The organism is Streptomyces sp. NPDC014864 (assembly GCF_043081525.1).
Lineage (GTDB): Bacteria > Actinomycetota > Actinomycetes > Streptomycetales > Streptomycetaceae > Streptomyces.
Window position 1 is genome coordinate 14,251 of record NZ_JBIBWT010000003.1, and the last position, 20,110, is coordinate 34,360.

At 74.5% G+C, this 20,110-nt stretch carries 18 protein-coding genes; 6 read left to right on the forward strand and 12 right to left on the reverse strand.

What is annotated here, in order from left to right; genetic code table 11:
- Positions 1 to 165: 165 nt before the first annotated feature.
- The 4 genes from ACF1A5_RS06515 to ACF1A5_RS06530 all read right to left on the reverse strand — a co-directional run bounded on the left by ACF1A5_RS06515 (position 166) and on the right by ACF1A5_RS06530 (position 3,930).
- A complete protein-coding gene (locus ACF1A5_RS06515) occupies positions 166 to 1,236 on the reverse strand; it encodes a hypothetical protein (protein WP_392191712.1) in 1,071 nt (356 codons plus the stop codon).
- Between the two features lie 29 nt (positions 1,237 to 1,265).
- Positions 1,266 to 2,519, reverse strand: a complete 1,254-nt coding sequence (locus tag ACF1A5_RS06520; protein ID WP_392191713.1) for an aromatic acid exporter family protein — start codon at positions 2,517 to 2,519, stop codon at positions 1,266 to 1,268.
- Between the two features lie 61 nt (positions 2,520 to 2,580).
- Positions 2,581 to 3,075, reverse strand: a complete 495-nt coding sequence (locus tag ACF1A5_RS06525; RefSeq protein WP_392191714.1) for an FBP domain-containing protein — start codon at positions 3,073 to 3,075, stop codon at positions 2,581 to 2,583.
- A 219-nt stretch (positions 3,076 to 3,294) separates the two neighbouring features.
- The gene (locus tag ACF1A5_RS06530; RefSeq protein WP_392191715.1) at positions 3,295 to 3,930 is read right to left on the reverse strand and encodes a PAS domain S-box protein; all 636 of its coding nucleotides are present in this window, start codon (positions 3,928 to 3,930) and stop codon (positions 3,295 to 3,297) included.
- A gap of 153 nt (positions 3,931 to 4,083) precedes the next feature.
- Between ACF1A5_RS06530 and ACF1A5_RS06535 the strand changes: the two genes are divergently transcribed.
- The 3 genes from ACF1A5_RS06535 to ACF1A5_RS06545 all read left to right on the forward strand — a co-directional run bounded on the left by ACF1A5_RS06535 (position 4,084) and on the right by ACF1A5_RS06545 (position 10,345).
- Positions 4,084 to 7,272 (forward strand): bifunctional cytochrome P450/NADPH--P450 reductase, encoded by a 3,189-nt coding sequence (locus ACF1A5_RS06535; protein ID WP_392191716.1) that lies wholly within the window; start codon positions 4,084 to 4,086, stop codon positions 7,270 to 7,272.
- Positions 7,273 to 7,674: 402 nt separating this feature from the next.
- Entirely contained in the window at positions 7,675 to 8,961 is a 1,287-nt protein-coding gene (locus tag ACF1A5_RS06540; protein WP_392191717.1) for an ROK family protein, read from the forward strand.
- Between the two features lie 151 nt (positions 8,962 to 9,112).
- Positions 9,113 to 10,345: a cysteine desulfurase-like protein gene (locus ACF1A5_RS06545; RefSeq protein ID WP_392191718.1), complete on the forward strand. Its 1,233-nt coding sequence runs from the start codon at positions 9,113 to 9,115 to the stop codon at positions 10,343 to 10,345.
- Between the two features lie 41 nt (positions 10,346 to 10,386).
- On the opposite strand, the gene ACF1A5_RS06550 is transcribed toward ACF1A5_RS06545, so the two are convergent.
- The 3 genes from ACF1A5_RS06550 to ACF1A5_RS06560 all read right to left on the reverse strand — a co-directional run bounded on the left by ACF1A5_RS06550 (position 10,387) and on the right by ACF1A5_RS06560 (position 12,453).
- On the reverse strand, positions 10,387 to 11,196 hold the full coding sequence (locus ACF1A5_RS06550) for an SAM-dependent methyltransferase (protein WP_392191719.1): 810 nt from the start codon (positions 11,194 to 11,196) through the stop codon (positions 10,387 to 10,389).
- 187 nt (positions 11,197 to 11,383) lie between these two features.
- Positions 11,384 to 11,629, reverse strand: coding sequence for a DUF397 domain-containing protein (locus ACF1A5_RS06555; protein ID WP_392191720.1), 246 nt, complete (start codon positions 11,627 to 11,629; stop codon positions 11,384 to 11,386).
- 2 nt (positions 11,630 to 11,631) lie between these two features.
- Positions 11,632 to 12,453 carry a helix-turn-helix domain-containing protein gene (locus ACF1A5_RS06560; RefSeq protein ID WP_392192092.1) on the reverse strand — a complete coding sequence of 274 codons (822 nt, stop codon included), beginning with the start codon at positions 12,451 to 12,453 and terminating at the stop codon, positions 11,632 to 11,634.
- A 292-nt stretch (positions 12,454 to 12,745) separates the two neighbouring features.
- Here ACF1A5_RS06560 and ACF1A5_RS06565 point away from each other — a divergent pair, with 292 nt between their 5' ends.
- Positions 12,746 to 13,327, forward strand: coding sequence for a DUF6624 domain-containing protein (locus tag ACF1A5_RS06565; RefSeq protein WP_392191721.1), 582 nt, complete (start codon positions 12,746 to 12,748; stop codon positions 13,325 to 13,327).
- Positions 13,328 to 13,434: 107 nt separating this feature from the next.
- On the forward strand, positions 13,435 to 13,704 hold the full coding sequence (locus ACF1A5_RS06570) for a hypothetical protein (protein WP_392191722.1): 270 nt from the start codon (positions 13,435 to 13,437) through the stop codon (positions 13,702 to 13,704).
- 73 nt (positions 13,705 to 13,777) lie between these two features.
- Here the strand turns inward: ACF1A5_RS06570 and ACF1A5_RS06575 are convergent, their stop codons facing one another.
- Positions 13,778 to 14,806 carry an SDR family oxidoreductase gene (locus tag ACF1A5_RS06575; protein WP_392191723.1) on the reverse strand — a complete coding sequence of 343 codons (1,029 nt, stop codon included), beginning with the start codon at positions 14,804 to 14,806 and terminating at the stop codon, positions 13,778 to 13,780.
- Between the two features lie 212 nt (positions 14,807 to 15,018).
- Between ACF1A5_RS06575 and ACF1A5_RS06580 the strand changes: the two genes are divergently transcribed.
- Complete coding sequence (locus tag ACF1A5_RS06580; protein ID WP_392191724.1) at positions 15,019 to 15,852, forward strand: alpha/beta fold hydrolase; 834 nt, start codon at positions 15,019 to 15,021, stop codon at positions 15,850 to 15,852.
- 125 nt (positions 15,853 to 15,977) lie between these two features.
- On the opposite strand, the gene ACF1A5_RS06585 is transcribed toward ACF1A5_RS06580, so the two are convergent.
- The 4 genes from ACF1A5_RS06585 to ACF1A5_RS06600 all read right to left on the reverse strand — a co-directional run bounded on the left by ACF1A5_RS06585 (position 15,978) and on the right by ACF1A5_RS06600 (position 20,066).
- Positions 15,978 to 16,940: an SDR family NAD(P)-dependent oxidoreductase gene (locus tag ACF1A5_RS06585; RefSeq protein ID WP_392191725.1), complete on the reverse strand. Its 963-nt coding sequence runs from the start codon at positions 16,938 to 16,940 to the stop codon at positions 15,978 to 15,980.
- Positions 16,941 to 17,030: 90 nt separating this feature from the next.
- A complete protein-coding gene (locus ACF1A5_RS06590; RefSeq protein WP_392191726.1) occupies positions 17,031 to 18,245 on the reverse strand; it encodes an aromatic acid exporter family protein in 1,215 nt (404 codons plus the stop codon).
- Between the two features lie 64 nt (positions 18,246 to 18,309).
- Positions 18,310 to 18,966, reverse strand: coding sequence for an HAD family hydrolase (locus tag ACF1A5_RS06595; protein WP_392191727.1), 657 nt, complete (start codon positions 18,964 to 18,966; stop codon positions 18,310 to 18,312).
- A 62-nt stretch (positions 18,967 to 19,028) separates the two neighbouring features.
- On the reverse strand, positions 19,029 to 20,066 hold the full coding sequence (locus tag ACF1A5_RS06600; protein WP_392191728.1) for a PHP domain-containing protein: 1,038 nt from the start codon (positions 20,064 to 20,066) through the stop codon (positions 19,029 to 19,031).
- Between the last annotated feature and the right edge of the window lie 44 nt (positions 20,067 to 20,110).

Consider the following 20,110-nt stretch of genomic DNA (forward strand, 5'->3'; position numbering starts at 1 on the left):
GCCACCTTGGCGTCCGCGCCGGGTCAGGGGCAAGTACGGCATCGGGCGTCGCGGGGTCACGACAACGACCTCGTGCACGTCCCCTGACGATGCCGTGCGGGGCACGCCGGGGGCCACGCGGCGGTCTCCGGCCGGGGCGGCGCGGGGCGCCCCGAGGCAGCCGTCCTACCAGTCCCCGTCCTCCACCGGCTTGCCCGGCGCGTCCTTGAGCGGGGTGACCTGGTGCGGCGAGGGCGGCTGCCACGGCTCGTGGTCGTCGCCGAGCCAGTCCCCGGCCGGCCGCACCCCCGAGAGGGTCTCGGTGGGGGCGAGGTCCTCGGCGTCCTCGTCGTAGTAGTCGTACCAGGGCAGCCCCGCGCGCGTGTACGCGGCGCGGTCCACCGGCGACGGCGGGGGAGCCTCGCCGGTGATGCGCCGCCACTCCGGGGGCGTCACCAGATGGACGAAGACGCGCCCGGCGGGCTCCTCGGACCAGGAGGCGAGCGGCCGTTCGTCCCGGTACACCTCCTGGCGCATCGAGCCGCCCACGCCGAGTCCCATGGCCGCGGCGGGCCTGGGCCGCCCGGCGCCCGGCGCCGCTCCGGGTGCGGCGGGCGCCGGGAACGCGCCCGGAGCGGGCGGGGCCGCCATGGGGAACGCCGCGCCGTGGCCGCCGATCGCCGGCCGCGCCCGAGCGCGCGCCGCGCGGCGCAGTTCCTCCTCCGCCCGCCACTTCGCCAGCTCCTCGTCCCGGAGCCGGAACGACTGGAGCTGGACGCCGCCCCACACCTCCTCGCCGGTGACCTGGCCCTCGACCGTCGCCCCGAGCCCCAGCGGCACGGCCACGAACTGGCGGACCGTGCCCTTGCCGGAGTTGATGCCGTCCAGCCAGGGCTGGCGGGGCAGCACCACGTAGTTCTGCGGTCGGCGGGAGAGCCGGTCGCTCCACGGCCGGCCCGACACCGCGCACACCTTGCCCACGCCGACCTGGAGCGCGGCCGGCTCGGTCGAGCCCGCGAAGCTCAGCCACATGGCCTCCCGCAGGTACACCGGCAGCATCACGCCGCCGCGGGAGCGCCACTGCCCGGGCACCGTGTCCGGGAAATCCGCCACCCGTCGGACGGGGAACTCGCCGAGCCCCGGCGGCAGCGGATGGGTGCCCCTCTCCGGCAGGCGCAGGGTGCGCACGAACCGCACCGCCACCCCGCCCGGCAGCCGCAGTGTGTTCCCGTCGATCCGCACGGTCGTGTCGGTCATGCGCGCGCTCCCCTCCGTAGTGGACCCCGTCACAGAGAACGCCGCGCACCGTCCTCATGGTTCCGGCGCAGCCGCTCGGGCACCCCCAACCGGTTCCGGATCCGGGTGAGCCGGGACACGCGCTCGCTCCGCGCGCGCGTGTGGCAGTCCAGCTCCTCGAAGAGCCGCCGTGAGCGGTGCTCGATGTCCATCTCGTCGATGATGCGGTTGACCTCGGTCAGTACCGCACCCTGCAGATGCCAGTGGCGGGAGTCCCGCTGGACGTCCTCCAGGAGCAGCTGGGCCAGTTTGTCGCGGGTGGCCGCGGCCTGCCGCAGCTCCGCGGCGAGCCGGGACTCGGCTGACTCGGCGTTGACGCTGACGGCGGTGGTGACCAGCACCGCGAAGCTCACCACCGCGTCGCCGATCTCGGACAGCAACTGCTCGACGACCGCACCCGTCGAGGGCGCGAACAGCGGCTCGGGGGCCCGCTCCTTGGCCAGGTCGGTGAAGGAACGCGCGAGCACCCGGAGCACGACCGTGCAGATCTCCAGCGTGTCCAGGCCGGTGCGCAGCACGACCCGGTGCAGCAGGCCCTCGCGCACCCGCGGATTGAGTCGGAGACTGTCCTCCGCCTGCCGCAGCGCGGCGTCCACGTCGGAGATCTCGTGGTCGAGGCGGCGCGCCTCGTGCAGCCGGGCCGCCGCGTGCTCCACGGGGGTGGTCCCCGCCGCCTCCTCGCCCATGAGCAGCATCAGCCGGCGCACCCGGCGGGCCAGGTCCTCGATCGACTCGCTGGCCTGTTCGGTCCACACCGGGGGAGCGAGCAGCACATTGCAGGCGAGGCCCACGGTCGCGCCGATCAGCGTCTCCACCACGCGCGCCCAGGCCGTGCTGCTGACGGTGGTGACGCCGAGCACCAGCATCGCGCTGATCGCCACCTCGGGCACGAACTCCTCGACCCGCACCAGGTGCCCGACGGCCAGCGCGGCCAGGATCACCAGAGCCAGGCTCCACCAGGTCAGCCCCACCAGGAGGGAGAAGGCGACGGCGACGAGCACCCCGGCGACCACCGAGTTCACCCGGCGGAAGCTCGTGGTCAGCGTGGCGTACAGCGTGACCTGGACGACGAGGAGGGCGGTCAGCGGAGCCGTCAGCGGCGCCGGTTCCGGGCTCAGCCGCAGTGCGATGACATACGCGACCGTCGCCGCGGCCGTCGACCGCAGCGCCTGTACGACCACGGGGTCCCGGTGTTTCTTCAGCCACTGGGGGACGGACGGCGTCCAGTTACGTACAACTTGCATCACTTGCGCTGTTCCCCGTTCCGCCGGGCGACGAACATGATCACTCCGCGCCGGCGGGGGATCAGGCGTACAGCTTGTCCAGGAAGGCGGCCAGGTTGCCGGTGGTCCGGGCGATCTGCTCCTGGGTGGTGAGGCTCTCCTCGAACCGGCTCCCCGAGTCGGGGACCTTCCTGCCGCGCACGTAGAGCGAGCAGGCCAGGTCGGTGCACATGTACAGGCCCACCGAATTGCCCTCGCGGCCCGCCGCACCCGCCTTGCGGGCGGTCATCAGGGACACCCCGCCGCCGCGATGGGTGGTCAGGCACAGGGAGCACATGCTGCGGTGCAGGAAGCCGCGCTGGGAGGAGGGGAAGCGCAGGGCCACGCCCACCAGCCGGCCCTGCCGCTCCGTGACCAGACAGCTGCGATCGGGCGCCCCGGGGTCCCGCCAGCCGAGGAAGTCGAGGTCGGCCCAGGGGAGCCGGTCGAGGTCGCGCGGCACCCACAGGCGCTTGGCCTCGCCCTTCGAGCAGTTGATGAAGGAGGCGCGGATGTCCTGCTCGGTCAGTGGCCTCATGGGGTCTCCCGGGTCTGCGTCTGCGGCCGAAGGAACCTAAAGGTTTTAGGTTCTTGCCTAGGGTAGGCAGGCCGGGGGAGAGGAGCCAAGGGATTTCCGCGGCAGGTGCGCCTCCCCGTCCGCCTCTCCGGCGCCGGTCCGCCTCTCCGGCTCTCCGGCGCCGGTCCGCATCCACCGCGGCCGGTGCGCCCCCGCGGTCGATCCGCGCTTCCGGCCGGTCTACGCCCCCGTGGCCGGAGTCGGCGGCCACACCCCCGGCGTCAGCACCCCGAGCGCGTAGGCGCGGGCGACCAGTTCCGTACGGTTGGCCGCGCCCCAGCGGGCCGACAGGCGCCGCAGGTGATAGGTCACGCCGTCCGTGGTCAGGTCCGTCTCGCGGGCGGCCCGCGCGGTGGTGGCGCCCCCGGCCAGCAGTGCCAGGATCCGCGCCTCCACGGGCGTGACCGGCTCGGGCTCGGCGGCCCGCGGCCGGTGCTCGTCGGCCACCCGCAGCATCACCAGCAGCGCGGGCGTGTCCTGCACGGTGTCGCTCACCGGGTCCGCCGTCAGCTCCCCGTGCCGCTCGGTCCCCTCGGCGTCCCGCCAGCACACCGACACCTGGTACCGCGACCGGTGCCGCAGCCGCAGCGCCTGCGCGATCCGGTCCACCTGCGTCGCCTCCTGCGGAGTGAACAGCTCCAGCACGTTCCGGCCCCGCAACCGCCCGGGCGTCGTCCCGCACGCCGCCGCCATCGCCGGATTGGCCAGCACGACGACCCCGTGCACGTCGCACACCGCGACCGGCACCGTCACCCGGTCGAACAGCGTCAGCGCCCGGTTCCGCCAGAGCACGGCCTCCCGCCGCGCCGCGTCCACCCCGCACCTCCTGCCACACCCGGCCCGCCGCGCACAAGGCCCGGCGGCGAACGGGCACTACACAATCATGTAGTTCCCAGGCGCGGCCTGCCGGGCCCGGTCGACCACGCTGGAGCGCAGTACGTCCGTACCGCGAAAGGCAGTTGTCGCGCCATGCCCCCCACCGCACCCCACCCCCTGGACGCGGACGCCCTCCCCGGCGTGCCCGTCGTCGACATCTCCGCCACCGGACCGGGCCGCACCCCGATCCAGCAGGTCATGCATCTGATGCGCACGCACGGGCCGGTGCTCGTGCGGCGGCTGCACGGGCGGGACGCGCTGTTCGTCGGCGACCTCGACCTCGTCACCGACCTCGCCGACGAACGGCGCTTCGCCAAGCACATCGGCCCCGCCCTGGAGAACGTACGGGAGTTCACCGCCGACGGGCTGTTCACCGCCCACAACGACGAGCCCAACTGGGCCCGCGCGCACGACATCCTGATGCCGGCCTTCGCGCTCGGCTCGATGCGCACCTACCACCCGGTGATGCTCGCGGTGACCCGCCGCCTCATCGCGTCCTGGGACCGCGCAGCCCGCACGAGGCGGCCCGTCGACGTGCCCGACGACATGACCCGGATGACCCTCGACACCATCGGACTGGCCGGATTCGGCTACGACTTCGGCTCCTTCGAGCGCGAACGGCCCCACCCCTTCGTCGAGTCGATGGTCCGCTGCCTGGAATGGAGCATGACCCGGCTCGCCCGCGTCCCCGGCCGGGACCACTCGGCGGCCGACGTGGCCTTCCGCACCGACGCCGCCTACCTCGCCGGGGTGGTCGACGAGGTCATCGCCGCCCGCACCGGCACCGACCTGAGCGGGGCCGGGGACCTGCTCGGCCTCATGCTCACCGCCGGGCACCCCGCCGACGGCGCCACCCTGGACCCGGCCAACATCCGCAACCAGGTCATCACCTTCCTGATCGCCGGCCACGAGACGACGTCCGGCGCGATGTCCTTCGCGCTGTACCACCTCGCCAAGGACCCCACCGCGCTGCGGCTCGTCCAGCGCGAGGCCGACGCGCTGTGGGGCGACACCGCGGACCCGGAGCCCACCTACGAGGACATCGGCCGGCTCACCTTCACCCGCCAGGTCCTCAACGAGGCACTGCGGCTGTGGCCGACGGCCGCCGCGTTCACCCGGCACGCCCTCGAGGACACCATGCTCGGCGGGCGGATCCCGCTGCGGGCCGGGCAGCCCGTCACCGTGCTCGCCCCGATGCTGCACCGGCAGCCGGTGTGGGGCGACAACCCGGAGCTGTTCGACCCCTCCCGCTTCACACCCGAGGCGGAGGCGGCCCGCCCGGTGCACGCCTTCAAACCGTTCGGCACCGGTGAACGCGCCTGCATCGGACGGCAGTTCGCACTGCACGAGGCGACCATGCTGCTGGCGATGCTGGTCCACCGCTACCGGCTGCACGACCACGCCGACTACCGGCTCACGGTCAAGGAGACCCTCACCCTCAAGCCCGACGGCTTCACCCTCACGCTGACCCCGCGGACGGCGGCCGACCGCGTGCACCCCCCGCTGCCGGGTGCCGCCCGCACGCGGGGGCAGTCAGGCCCGGAGATCCGGCAGTCGGACCCGCAGGCCCTGCCCGCCCGGGTCCGCCCCGGCACCGCCGTCCTCGTCCTGCACGGCAGCAACTACGGGACCTGCCGGGAGTTCGCCGGCCGGCTCGCCGACGAGGCCGCCGCGCTCGGCTGCGACACCCGGGTCGCCCCGCTCGACGCCTGTGCGGGCGGCCTGCCAACCGACCGCCCCGTCGTCATCGCCGCCGCCTCCTACAACGGCCGCCCCACCGACGACGCCACCGCCTTCGCCGCCTGGCTGGAGGGCACCCCGGACCTCTCCGGAGTCACCTACGCCGTCCTCGGCGTCGGCGACCGCAACTGGGCGGCGACCTACCAGCACGTCCCGACCCGCATCGACGAGCGTCTCGCCGAACTGGGCGCCACCCGCCTGACCGGGCGCGCGGCCGCCGACGCCTCGGGCGACCTCACCGGCGCCGTCCGCGACTTCACCGTCCGCCTGCGCACCGCCCTGCTGGAGCGGCACGGCGACCCCCACGCCACCGGAGCCCCGGCCGGGCGGGCCACGTCGTATGAGGTCCGCACCCTGACGGGCGGACCGCTGGACGCCCTGGCCGAGCGGCACGGGCTGCTCCCCATGACGGTCACCGAGGCCCACGACTTCACGGCGCCCGGACACCCCCGCAGGAAGCGGTTCGTGCGCGTCGCGCTGCCGGACGGCGTCACCTACCGCACCGCCGACCACCTCACCGTGCTGCCGGCCAACGCCCCCGCCCTCGTCGGGCGCGCCGCCGCCGCGTTCGGCGTCGGTCTCGACACCGTGCTGGACATCCGCGCCGGCCGCCCGCGCGGCGACGGCCTGACCGTGGACCGTCCCTTGACGGTACGTCAGCTCTTCACGCACCACGTCGAACTGCAGCAGCGTCCCGGCGCCGCCCAGTTGGCCGCCCTGGCCGCCGCGAACCCGTGCCCGCCGGAGCGCGCGGCCCTCGCCGCGCTGACCGACGATCCGCGCACCCTCGTCGAGCTCGTCGAGGACCATCCGGCCCTGCGCGGCGCGCTGGACTGGCCGCACCTGCTCGACCTGCTCGGCCCGCTGCGCCCCCGCCACTACTCGATCTCCTCCTCGCCCGCCGCCGACCCGCGCCACGCCGACCTCATGGTCTCCGTGCTCGAAGCCCCGGCACGCTCCGGCCGGGGCATCCACCGCGGCACCGGGTCCGGACACCTGGCGTCGGTCGCGCCCGGCGACACGATCCTCGCCCGCGTCCAGCCCTGCCGGGAGGCCTTCCGCATCGACGGCTCGACGCCCGTCGTCATGGTCGCGGCGGGCACCGGCCTCGCCCCGTTCCGCGGCGCGGTCGCGGACCGCACGGCAGCCGTCGCCGCGGGCGCCGAACTCGCCCCCGCCCTCTGCTACTTCGGCTGCGACGCCCCCGACGCCGACTTCCTGCACGCCGAGGAACTGCGCGCCGCCGAGGACGCCGGAGCCGTCTCACTGCGCCCCGCGTTCAGCGCGGCCCCCGAGGGCGGAGTCACCTTCGTCCAGCACCGCATCGCCGCGGAGGGCGACGAGGTGTGGGCGCTGCTGGACGCCGGAGCCCGGGTGTACGTCTGCGGCGACGGCGCGCGCATGGCGCCGGGCGTCCGCGAGGCCTTCCGTACCCTGTACCGCACCCGCACGCCCGGCGCCGACGGGCCGGCGGCCGAGCGATGGCTGACCGAGCTGGTCGCGGCCGGACGGTACGTCGAGGACGTGTACGCGGCGGGCTGACGGCGGGCCGGGGGGCGGTGGAGCGGGGCGGGCGTGCGTCGGGCGACGGCCCGGTGGGAGGGCATGCGCCGGACGGTTCCCGGTGGCGGGCGGGCGTGCGCCGGACGACACCACGGTGTGCGGTCATGCGCCGGACGGTTCCCGGTGGCGGGCGTGCGCCGGGCGACGCCCGGAGGGCGGGGCGGCGGGCGACTCCCCCGTGGCAGGGCGTTGCGCCGGGCCGCCGTCAGCCTGCCACCGCCCCGTGCCTGCGCCCCGCCCGCGCCCGCCACCCCGGCCGGTCGCGGGCGCCTGATCTCACGCCTTAATTTACTGCGTGGGCTAAGCATCGAAGAAGTCGCGCCCCGGCCGCTGCCGGCGGTATGTTGCAGGTCGGGCAGGGGTACGAAGCGAGGGAGTCACATGGCGGGGCGGAACGGGCGCACGGTGCGCGATCTCAGACGGGGCAACCGCACGGCCGTGCTGCAGCGACTGTACTTCGACGGCCCGCTCAGCCGGTTCGAACTCGGCCCGGCGACCGGCCTGAGCTCCGGCTCGGTCAGCAACGTGGTCGCCGACCTGATCGCAGACGGCCTGGTGGAGGAGGCCGGCAGCGTCGACTCCGACGGCGGCCGCCCCCGCACCCTGCTGCGCGTCGCCCCGGCCAGCGGCCACATGATCGGTGTCGACGTCGGCGAGACCCGGGTGCGCGTGGAGCTGTTCGACCTCACCCTGACCGAACTGGCCCGCACCCAGCGGCCCCTGGAACCGCAGCGCTACGACGTCGAGGTGATCACCGGGCACATCCGGGACGGGGTCGCCGAGGTCCTGGGAGCCGCCGGTCTCGCGCCGGAGCAGCTCCTCGGCGTCGGTATCGGCGTCCCCGGCATCGTCGAACGCACCCCGGAGCGCGGCGCCGTGGTGCACGGCCAGACCATTGGCTGGGACGCGGTCCCGCTGGAGGAACTGCTCCGCGCCGGGTCCCGGCTTCCCGGCAGCGTGCCCTACTTCATCGACAACGGCGCCAAGACGCTGGGCCAGGCCGAGATGTGGTTCGGTGCCGGGCGGGGCGCCGGGAACGCGGTCGTGGTGCTCTTCGGCTCCGGCGTCGGCGCCTGCCTCGTCACCCCCGAGGTCGAGCACGGCCGCGCCGTCGAATGGGGGCACCTGACGGTACGGGTCCGGGGCCGCCGCTGCCGGTGCGGCGCCCTCGGCTGTCTGGAGGCGTACGCCGGAGCGGAGTCGCTGCTGGCCCGTTGGCGCGAGGAGGGCGGACGGCCCCCACGGGACGCCGACGAGGAGAGTGCGCTGACCGCCATGCTGGCCGCCGCCTGTCCGCCGGAGGGCACGGAGGCCGACCCGGTGGCGCTCGCCGTGCTGGAGGAGACCGCCGAGTACCTGGGTGCGGGACTGTCGGACCTGATCAACCTCTTCCAGCCGGAGCGCATCCTCATCGGCGGCTGGGCCGGCCTCCAGCTCGGCGCCCGCTTCCTGTCCGCCGTACGCCGCCACGCCGTGGCGTATGCGCTGCGCCACCCGGCCGAGCGGGTGACCGTCGACCTCGGGCGCCTCGGCCCCGACGCCGTCACCGTGGGAGCGGCGATCCTGCCGCTCGCCGACTTCTTCGCCCGCGGCGGCCGTCGCGCCGAACCGGCCCCGCGGGCCCAACTCCCCGCCTGGCAGGCGGCGTTGGAGGGCCGCAGGCCGTAGGGGCCGCAGCGTGGCGCCAGGCCCGGGGGCGGCGGCCGGTCCGAGGGGCAGCGGCCGGGAACGGTCGGGCCGGCCCCCCTGGGCCGCCGCCACCGGGCAGCGAGGATCATGGGGGGCGCCGTCCTTGCCCGGTCGTTCGAAGGAGTCCGACGTGAGCCACGACATCGCCGGTGTCCGTGCGCAGTTCCCCGCGCTGAAAGCGGGCTGGGCCCACTTCGACGGGCCCGGCGGCAGTCAGACGCCCCAGCCGGTCATCGACGCCGTCGCGGACGCCCTGGCCGGACCGCTGGCCAACCGGGGAGCCGTCACCCTGGGCGAGCGCAACGCCGAGGCCCTCGTCGCCGGTGCCCGGCAGGCCATGGCCGACCTGCTGGGCGCCGACCCGTCCGGCATCGTCTTCGGACGCAGCGCGACCCAGTTGGCGTACGACGTCGCCCGCACGCTCGCCAAGACGTGGGCGCCGGGGGACGAGGTCGTGGTGACCCGGCTCGACCACGACGCCAACATCCGGCCCTGGATCCAGGCCGCGCGGGCGGTCGGAGCGGTCGTGCGCTGGGCCGACTTCGACCCGGCCACCGGCGAACTGACCCCCGAGGACATCAGCGCCCACCTTTCGGACCGCACCCGGCTCGTCGCGGTCACCGCCGCGTCCAACCTGATCGGCACCCGCCCGGACGTGCCCGCGATCGCCCGCCTGGCGCACGACCGGGGCGCCCTGGTGTACGTCGACGGAGTCCACCGCACCGCCCACACCCCCGTCGACCTCGCCGGGCTCGGCGCAGACTTCTTCGCCTGCTCCCCGTACAAGTTCCTCGGTCCCCACCTCGGCGTGGTGGCGAGCCGCCCGGAGCTGCTGCGCACCCTGCACCCGGACAAGCTGCTGCCCTCCAGCGACGAGGTCCCCGAGCGTTTCGAGCTGGGCACCCTGCCCTACGAGCTGCTCGCCGGGACCCGGGCCGCCGTCGACTTCCTCGCCGGCATGGACCCGGAGGCGAGCGGCGCCCGGCGCGCACGCCTGGTCACCTCCCTGACCTCGCTCGAACGCCACGAGGGCGCCCTGCGCCGCCGTATCGAGGCCGGGCTGGCCGCATTCCCGGAGATCACCGTGCACTCACGGGCCGCCGAGCGCACGCCGACCCTGCTGCTGACCATCGACGGGCGCAGCACCGCGGACGCCTGCCGTCATCTGGCCGAGCGCGCGGTCGCCGCGCCGTCCGGCTCCTTCTACGCCGTGGAGGCGTCCCGCCACCTGGGACTGGGCGACGGGGGCGGACTGCGCGTGGGACTCGCCCCGTACAGCAGCGACGACGACGTGGACCGGCTTCTGGAGGGGCTGGCGGAGTTCCTGTCGACGGGTGCCCGTCAGGCCGGCGCCGCCGGGTAGGCGGGGGAACCGTACCGGCACCGCGAGCCGGAGGCGGGGCGTCAGGGCTTGCGGGCCACGCCGCCGTAGATGTCCGTGGGCTCGGGCGCGGTGCCGGGCTCCGGACGCCACAACGGGCAGGAGACGATGCCGGGTTCGAGCAGTTCCAGCCCCTCGTAGTAGGCGGCGAGCTGCTCCGGGCTGCGCAGCACGTACGGGACGGCGCCGGTGTCGTCGTAGCCCTGCTGGGCCCGCTGGAGCGCCGTGTCGGTGTCGGTGCTGTCGTAGTGCACGAAGTAGCTGCCTGACGGCAGCGCGGCCTGGAGGTGGCGGACGATCGAGACGGCCTCCGCGTGGTCCTGGACGTGGCCGAGGATGCCCATCAGCATCAGCGCGACCGGACGGTCGAAGTCCAGCAGCTCGCGGGCCCGTTCGACGATCTTCTCCGGTGCGTGCAGATCGGCGTCGATGTACTCGGTGACCCCCTCGGGGGTGCTGGTGAGCAGGGCCTGGGCGTGGCGCAGGACCAGCGGGTCGTTGTCGACGTAGACGATGCGCGACGCGGGCGCGATGCGCTGGGCGACCTGATGGGTGTTGTCGTACGTCGGCAGTCCGGTGCCGATGTCGAGGAATTGGCGGATGCCGAGCTCGCCGGCCACCAGGCCCACGGCGCGGATCAGGTAGTGGCGCGAGGCGCGGGCCATGGTCTCGATGTTCGGCGCGACCTTGCGGTACTCGTCGCCCGCGATCCGGTCGACCTCGTAGTTGTCCTTGCCCCCCATCCAGTAGTTCCAGATGCGAGCCGAGTGCGGCACCGTGGTGTCGATCTTCGACAGCGCTTCCTGATCGGGGGTCGGCCGGCCGTCTGCCATGAGGGGTCTCCTGCCGTGCGTCACGCGGTCCGCCATCAAACCTAGCGTCAACAACGATGTGGACGGGCCGAGTTCGCGATCCGAGGGGGGAGCACCCGCACGGCGGGAGGGTCGTGCGGGTGCTCCGGTGGTGTCGGCGGTGGCAGTGGGCCGGGCGGATCGTCCGCCCGGACTCGGGCGGCCGGGGTCAGCGGACCAGGAAGTCGGCCAGACCGGCCTTGGCCCCCTCGAGAAAGGTGATCACCTCGTCCCGGGTGTACACCAGCGCGGGACCGTCGGGGTCCGTGGACTGGCGGAAGGCGACACTTCCGTCGGGCAGGCGCTTGGCCTCGACACAACTGCCGCCGTTGGTACCGCTCCAGGGCTTCTCCCAGCCCTCGGTTCCCAGATCGCCGGCGGGCATGCCGTTGTAGATGCGGCCCTCGGATCCCATGGTCACAACTCCTTACGCAGCTCACCCAGGATGTCCCTGGTCCGTGCGACCGGCTCCGCCTGCACGGACATCCGGTCCAGTACTTCGAGATAGGCGACGACGTCCTCCGGGCGGTCGTAGTAGACCGAGCCGGCGAGGTTCTCGGTGTAGACCACGTCGGGCAGTTCGGAGAACCCGAAGCGGAAGTGGTGGAAGGGTCCGTAGGCGCCCGGGTGGGCTCCCACGGCGAAGCGCATGACCTGGATGCGGACCTTCGGCATCTCCAGGACCTCGATGAGCCGGTCGACCTGGGCCCGCATCACCCCGGCCCCGCCGACCGGACGGCGCAGCACCGTCTCGTCCACGATGGCCCAGACGGCCGGGGCGTCCGGCTTGGCGAGCAGGTCCTGGCGCTTGACGCGCAGGGCCACGCGGCGGGCGATCTCCTCCTCCGAGTCGTTGGGGAAGCCGACGCGCAGGAGCGCCGCGGCGTAGTCGTGCGTCTGCAACAGGCCCGGTACGTAGTGGGGTTCGTACAGACGGATGACGCTGGCTTCGCTCTCCAGGCTGACGTAGGCACTGAACCACTCGGGCAGTACGTCGCGGAACGTGTACCACCAGCCCGGCTTGTTGGCCTCCCGGGCCATGGACACGAAGTCGTCGATCTCCGCCGCCGGGACCCCGTAGGCGCGCAACAGTTCCCTCACATAGGGGATGCGCAGACCGACCTCGGCCTTCTCGATCCGGCGGACCGTCAGCGGGGTCACCTCGATGGCCCGTGCCGCGTCCTCGAAGGACACCCCGGCCCGCTCCCGGAGGTGCCGCAGCCGCTTGCCGAGAACCATGCGCAGGACGGTGGGTGCGCTGCCGCCCGAGCGGTTCTCCCTCACGTCCTACCTCCCGGGGCGGCCGTCACAGCGTGCAGTGTGCCACGCCGTGTACGACACGGACAGGGTGATGCGGCTCGTTCTGAAATTATCAGAACGCAGGTTGCGGGCCGAGTGCGCCGGAGACCATAGTGATCCCGGTAGCTGCCGTACGGGCGGCCGCGGCGGACGGCCAACTCGGTTCGGTGGCAGAGGATGTGATCTTCCGGCAGGTGCGCTCCGCCGCACCCTGCCGTGAGGCGAGACCTGGATGGCCACCGTGATCGACGGACAGTCACCGTCACAGTCGAGAAGCCCGAGCGCGGGTCCCGGGTCCGCCGGGGCGCCGCAGCCCCCGGCGCGCGGCCCGGTACTCGCGGCCGAACTGCTCCGCAGGGCCGACGAGGACCGGGAGCTGACACGGCAGGCGGGCGCCGATCCCACGCCGGAGCGCCGTCGCAATGTCGTGCGGTGCCATCGGGAGAACGCCGAGGCGCTCGCCGTGATCGTCCGCCGGCACGGCTGGCCAGGGGCCGATCTGGTCGGCGCGGCCGCCTCGACGGCGGCGCTGATGATCCTGCTGCACGCCCCGGACCTCCGCTTCCGCCTCCGGTGCCGGGACCTCATCGCCCAGGCCACGGCGGACGGCCGCTGTCCCGCCGTCCACCTCGCCTACATCGCCGACCACTGCGCCGTGGAACTGGGCGAGCCGCAGTTCTACGGCACCCGGGTCAATCCCGTCACCCTGTGTCCGTACCCGGTCCGCCGGCCCCAGACCGTCGACGAACGCCGCCACGACGTCGGCCTCGCCCCCCTCGCGGAGCAGATGCGGGCGCTGCGCCTCGACGGCTGACCACCTTCCGGTTTCGCGGCCGGCAGGGGCGGTACCCGCGCCTCGCCCGGAATATGACGTGTGAGCCGCTCGACGACGCGAGCCGCGCGAAGCGAAGGGAGTACGCCGTGGTCGAACACCGCGATGAGGCTCCCGGTGAGAACGGCGCGCCCGTTCCCCGGGACATGCAGGACCAGCAGGCCCACACCGGTGAGGCCCCCTGGGAGGACGACGCCGACCGTGAGCGGGGCGGCGCCGGCGAGCCGGCCGAAGCCCCCTCCGAGGGGCCCGACATCCGCCTCCCCGACACCGACGAGGCGGGCACCGGCCGCAAGGGTGCCCCCCACTCGGGCACCGTGCACCCCGAGCACCCCGTCCCGGACGAGTCCTCGGCCTGAGCCCGACGGACCGGCACCACACCGGGCCGGACCCCGCGGATCCCCGGGAGCCGCGGGGTCCGGCCCGTGCGCGTCAGCCGACCTTGCGCCCCCGCAGGGGCTCCGTGTCGGCGCCGTTGCCGTGCCGCAGTCCGTCCAGGAGCTCCCGCAGCGCCTCGGTCGCCGTGCGTTCGGGGTGCCAGCCCAGTTCCGTGTGGGCGCGGGCGCAGTCCATCAGGGGAAGGCGGAGCACCGCGTCGAAGAGGTGGGGCGAGGCGGGCAGCAGATGCAGGCCCCAGGCGGCGGCGATCGCGGAGCGGGCCGCCGTGCGGGGCAGCCGTACGGTGCGCAGGCCCAGCATCTCGCTCAGCACCCGCGCGTCCAGCGGGGGCTCCGCGGCCAGGTTGAAGGCGCCCCGGACCTCGTGGCGCAGCGCCAGCAGGTACGCCCGCGCGGCATCGTCCGTGTGGAGGGCCTGCACCCGAAGACCCGGGACGTCCGGCAGGAACGGCAGCAGTTCGGGCCGGATCGCCGGACCCGGCAGGAACCTTCCGCCGAAGATGCGCCGCTGCTCGCTCGCCGACTCCCGCTTGAAGAGGAAGGCGGGCCGCATCCGGACCACCCTGACCTCCGGGTGGTCGCGCTCGAAGGTGTCCAGGGCCCGCTCCAGGTAGGCCTTCTCACGGCAGTACGCGGCGTCCGGCCACCCGTGGGTCGGCCACGACTCGTCCACCGTGCCGTCCTTCGGCCCCGGCGAGTACGCGCCGACCGACGACGCGTGCACGAGCACCGGTACCCGCGCGGCGGCCACCGCCTCGAAGACCCGGATGCTGCCGAGGACGTTGGTGCGCCACGTGGTCGCCGGGTCGTGCGTGGGCTGGAAGGCCCACGCCAGGTGCACCACGGCGTCGGCGCCCTCGAACTCCTCCGCGAGAGGCGCCCGTTCGGACGCCAGGTCCACCGCCGACCACTCGGTCCTGGGCGGCGACCACCCTGGGATCCGGCGGGCCAGACCCCGTACCGATCCGGTGTCCGCGTCCTCGGAGAGGAGGCGTACGACACTCGTTCCCACGTTGCCGGTGGCGCCAGTGACGACGACCCTGCGGCCCGTAGCGCTGCTCACCCGGGACTCCTCTCGACGGCGGCCGATGCTGTGGCCCCCGGGTACCCGGTCGGCGCCGCCCGACGCGACCCGGTCCGTGCGAAGCGACCCGGCCGGCGGGGGAGCGGGCCCGGACCGGGAGGTGCATGACGCCGGAGGTAATCGACCGGCGGCCGCCCGCACGGAACCATCGGGGACGTAACCGCTCACCGCCGGATTCCGGGAGGTCCTCCATGCCGTACTTCACCAGCCCCGTCGACGGCACGCGGCTGCACTTCGTCGACCACGGGCCGGCCGAGGGCCCCGTGGTCGTCTTCGTGAACGGGGCCTACCTCGGCACCGAGATGTGGGAGTTCCAGATGCTGCCGCTGGCGGCGCAGGGCTACCGCTGCGTCGGCCTCGACCGGCGGGGCCACGGCCGCTCCGCCGATGTGTGGGACGGATACGGCCTCGACGGCCTCGCCGACGACCTGCACGGTCTGCTGGCCCATCTGGACCTGAGCGCGGTGACCCTGGTCGGCCACTCGATGGGCGGCCTGGAGATCGTGCGGTGCCTGACCCGGCACGGTGCCGGGCGCGTGGCCCGGGTGGCCTTCGTAGCCGGGATCGCCCCGGGCATCGTCCGCTCGGCCGACAACCCGTACGGCGCCGACGCCGCCGTCGTCCGGGCCGCCAACGAGGCCTGCCGTCGCGACCGGGCGGCGTTCTTCACCGCCTCGGCCGACGACTACTTCGCCCTCGGCCGCCCCGGCAACGACGTGTCGGGGGCCTACGTCCAGTACGTCATCGGCTGCTGCATGACGGCCACCGCCCGCGCGACGGCCGCCGTCCAGGACATGATCGCCGACGCGGACGTCACCCCCGAGGTGCCCAAGCTCGACCTGCCGGTCCTCGTCGTGCACGGCACCCACGACACCTCCGCGCCCCTGGAGGCCACGGGCGGCCGGGTCGCCCGGCTGGCGCCCGACGTCATCCTCAAGCCTTACGAGAACGCCGGCCACGGCCTGTACGTCACCCACGCCGACCGGCTCACCGAGGACCTGCGGGAGTTCATGACGGCACGCTGACGGGCGTGCGGGGCGGGCCGCTCCGGCACCGGACCCGGCCCGCCCCGCTCAGGCCCCTCGATACGGCCGGAAGGGTCTCGACACGACCCGACGCCCCACCCCGCCCCCGGAGCCCGTGAACGGGTTCACGCGAACGCGTTCACGCCCGTGAGGTCCGCCGACAGGTCCCACAGCCGGGCCGCCTGTTCCCGGTCGACGGCCCAGCTCCTGACGCCGGTCCGCCCACCGTCCGGCGCGGCGGCCTCGGCGATGTCGCAGTCCTCGAGATAGACCCCGCCGAGGCCGTCCAGCTGCGGCGAGGTCGCCGCCCACACCTGGGTGGCGGCGCCCTGCTGCGGGGTCTTGAAGCCCTCGGGGTTCAGCGGGTTGCCGTGCTCGTCGATCCAGCCGCGCTCCACCATCTCCTCCTTCGCCAGGTGCCGCTGGAGGGGGGTGAGGATGCCACCGGGGTGCAGGGCGAAGGCCCGTACGCCGCTGTCGCGGGCGAGGGCGTCGAGGTGGACGGCGAACAGCACGTTCGCCGTCTTGGCCTGCCCGTACGCCTCCCACTTGTCGTAGCCGCGCTGCCAGTGGACGTCGTCCCAGCGCACGGGGGAGAGGTGGTGGCCACGGGAGGAGACCGAGACCACCCGGGCCCCGCCCGGCTCGATCGCCGGCCACAGCCGGTTGACGAGGGCGAAGTGCCCCAGGTGGTTGGTGGCGAACTGGGCCTCCCAGCCGGGCCCGACCCGGGTCTCCGGGCAGGCCATGATGCCGGCGTTGTCGATGACCATGTCGAGGGTGCGGCCGGAGGCCAGGAAGCGCTCGGCGAAGACGCGGACGCTGTCCAGGTCGCCGAGGTCGAGCTCGTCCACCTCGGCGCCGTCGACGCCGGCCAGGGCCTCCCGTGCGGCGGCGGGGCGCCGGGCGGGGACCACCACGTGCGCGCCCGCCCGGGTGAGCGCGCGGGTGGTCTCCAGACCGAGGCCCGAGTAGCCGCCGGTGACGAGGGCGAGCCGCCCGGTGAGGTCGATGCCCCGCAGGACGTCCTCGGCGGTGCTCGTGGCACCGAAACCCGAACCGATCTTGTTCTGTGCGGTAGTGCTCATGTCCGGCACGCTAGGGATTGAAGTGCTCTCGAAGTCAAGCGGAGCCGGTGGATGGACCGTAGCCGCGACCGCGGAGGAGGACCCGGCCGGTCAGCCGCGCGGCTCGCGCGGGGCGGCCGGAACGATCTCCGCCCACACGTTCTGGGCCTGCAGGAGCAGGGTGCCGAGGACGGTCGTCCCGGCCGTCTCTCGGCCCGCGTGTTCGCGCAGCGCCTGCTGCACGCGGCCGTGCAGTTCCTGCATCGCCTCCTCCGTCGCACGGTCCGGCGGCTGCGCGGCCCGCCCGTGCAGGATTCGGTCGCCCTCCGCCACGCACCGGTCCGCGATCAGCTCCACCAGCCGCGCGTACGTCTGCCGGATCAGGGCATCGGGCGGCGCGGGCGTACGGTCGTCGTCGGCCGCCACCGCGAGTGTCCGCGTGAGCGACCGGATGTGACCGGTGACGCGGCTCCAGCGCTGGTCCTCCGCCTCCGGCGGGACGTGCGAGGGGGCCCGGCCGAGGGTGCGCAGGGCGCCGTGCGTCAGACGCAGGCTCTCCCGGCTCCAGCCGCGTGCCGCCCTGAGGGCCTCCAGCCGGTGCTCCAGGCGGTCCGAGGCGCGGGACCAGGAGGCCGCCGCCTGCGGGTCCCAGTCGTCCCGGGCCAGCTCGGCGGCGATCCCGTGCAGCACCTCGCCCGCCTCCCGGGCGAGCGCCCCGAGGTTCGCCCGGACGTCCCGCAGATGGATCGGCGGCAGGACGAACGCGTTGACCGCGACCCCGATCACCGCGCCGAGCGCGGCCTGGCCCAGCCGGTGGCCGACCGCCGGCACCGAGACGCTCCCCGTGGCGAGCGTGAACACCGCCGTGGTGGCGGCGTACACCCCCTGGTCGCCGAAGCGGCGCCAGTTCGCCAGGAGCATCAGGGCCGGCACGCACACGGCGAGCGCCCCGGTGGTGTTGCCGGTGACCGCCTGTGCCCCGGAGGCGAACAGCGCCCCGGCGCAGATCGCGGTGAACTGCTGCGCCGCCTGCCGCAGCGAGCTGTAGACCGTGGCCTGCACCAGGACCAGCGCCACCCAGGGCGCCATCAGCGCCATCGGATCGTCGAGCCAGTTGCGGGCCACCAGCCAGGCGAGCAGTGCCGCCGCCGCGGCCTTGAGCGACTGGATCACCAGGTCCCGCTCCCGGCCCGGGCCCCGCCAGGCCGCCAGGGCCGCCCCGCGGACCGCCCGTGCCTCCCGGCGCACCACGCCGGCCGAGCCGGGGCCGCTCCGGCGCCCCGGGATGCCCGCCTCCTCGCGGGCGGCGTCCGTCCCATGCGTCATGCGGAGCGGGTATCCCGCGCGGCCGGGGTCCCATGCGGGGCCCGGGCAGGACGTGACGACGATCTCAGGCCAGTGCGCTGTCCGGCAGGGACGCGAGGAGGTGGGCGGGGTCGTCGTAGACCGCCTCCGCCCCCGCCTCCTCCAGGTCCCGGCGCGGGATGCCGCCGCACAGCACGCCCAGGCAGCGCACTCCGGCCCGGCGGCCGGCCCGCATGTCCCAGACGGTGTCGCCCACGAACACCGCCCGCTCGGCGGACACCCCGACCAGGTCGAGCGCGTGCTCGACGGGCTCCGGCGCGGGCTTGCCCTCCGTCACGTCGTCGGCGCTGGCGGTCGCCGCGATCGCGTCGTCCGCGTCGATGGCACGGCGCAGCGCGCCGAGCTCCGCCCCGCCCGCCGAGGTCGCCAGAACCACCTTCCAGCCGTTGCGGTGCAGCCGCCGCAGCAGCGGCCCGGCGTCCCGCAGGGCGGGCAGCCGCTCGAAGTACTGGCCGTAGAGCGTCTTGTGGGCGGCACTGATCCCGGCGTCCCGCTCCCGGTCGCGGTCCTCGCCGAGGAGGTGGGCGATCAGGTCGGTGGAGCCCAGCCCGACCGCGCGGTGGAGGGCGTGCATCGGCACCTCGTGCCCCGCCTGCCGGAAGGCCTCCCACCAGGTGACGACGTGGAGGTGGTTGGTGTCGACGAGCGTTCCGTCGACGTCGAACACGGCGGCACGGTCCATCCGGGGTCCTCTCGCTCTGGGGGGCCTCCCACCGGGCTCCCTCGCCGGGAACGGGTACCACGTCAGACGCCCGCCACGCCGGAGGGCGTACGGCGTTCCCGGGCCCAGGCCAGCAGCTCGTCCCGGGACCACGTGTTCACCACCCGCTCGGGCGGCACCCCGCACTCCTCGGCCCGCGCGCAGCCGTGGATCTGCCAGTCGAGCTGGCCGGGCGCGTGGGCGTCGCTGTCGATCGAGAACAGCACGCCCGCCTCGACGGCCCGGCGCAGCAGCCGCCGAGGCGGGTCCAGCCGCTCCGGGCGGCTGTTGATCTCCAGCGCCGTCCCGGTCTCGGCGCACGCGGCGAACACCGCGTCGGCGTCGAACTCGGACTCGGGCCGCCCCCGCCCGGTCACCAGCCGTCCGGTGCAGTGCCCCAGGACGTCGGAGCGCGGGTCGCGCACGGCGGCCACCATGCGGCGGGTCATCGCGCGGGCGTCCATCCGCAGCTTGGAGTGCACCGAGACGACCACGACGTCCAGCCGGTCGAGCAGCTCCGGCTCCTGGTCGAGCGAGCCGTCGTCCAGGATGTCGCACTCGATGCCGGTCAGGAGCCGGAACGGCGCCCAGGTCCCGTTCAGCTCCGCGACCACGCGCAGTTGCTCGCGCAGCCGCTCGGCGGAGAGCCCGCGGGCCACCGTCAGCCGCGGCGAGTGGTCCGTCAGCACCGCCCACTCGTGCCCGAGGCGTGCCGCCGTACGGCCCATCTCGTCGACGGGGCTGCCCCCGTCGGACCAGTCGGAGTGCAGATGGCAGTCGCCGCGCAGCAGGGCCCGCAGCCGCTCCCCGCCCGGCGCACGCGGCTCCTCCGCCTCGTCCCGGAGCTTCGCCAGATAGCCGGGCACCTGCCCGGCCAGGGCTTCGCGCACGACCTGCGCGGTCTTGGGGCCCACGCCCTTGAGCGACTCCAGCGTCCCGGCGGACGCCCGCCGGGCCACCTCCTCGGCGGGCAGCTCGGCCAGCACCCGGGCGGCGGTACGGAAGGCGCGTACGCGGTACGTCGGCGCCAGGGACCGCTCCAGCAGAAAGGCGATCCGGTCCAGTGCCTCGACGGGGTCCATCGCCACCTCCCTCCCACAGCGTTCCGCAGCCCCGTCCGGCGCGC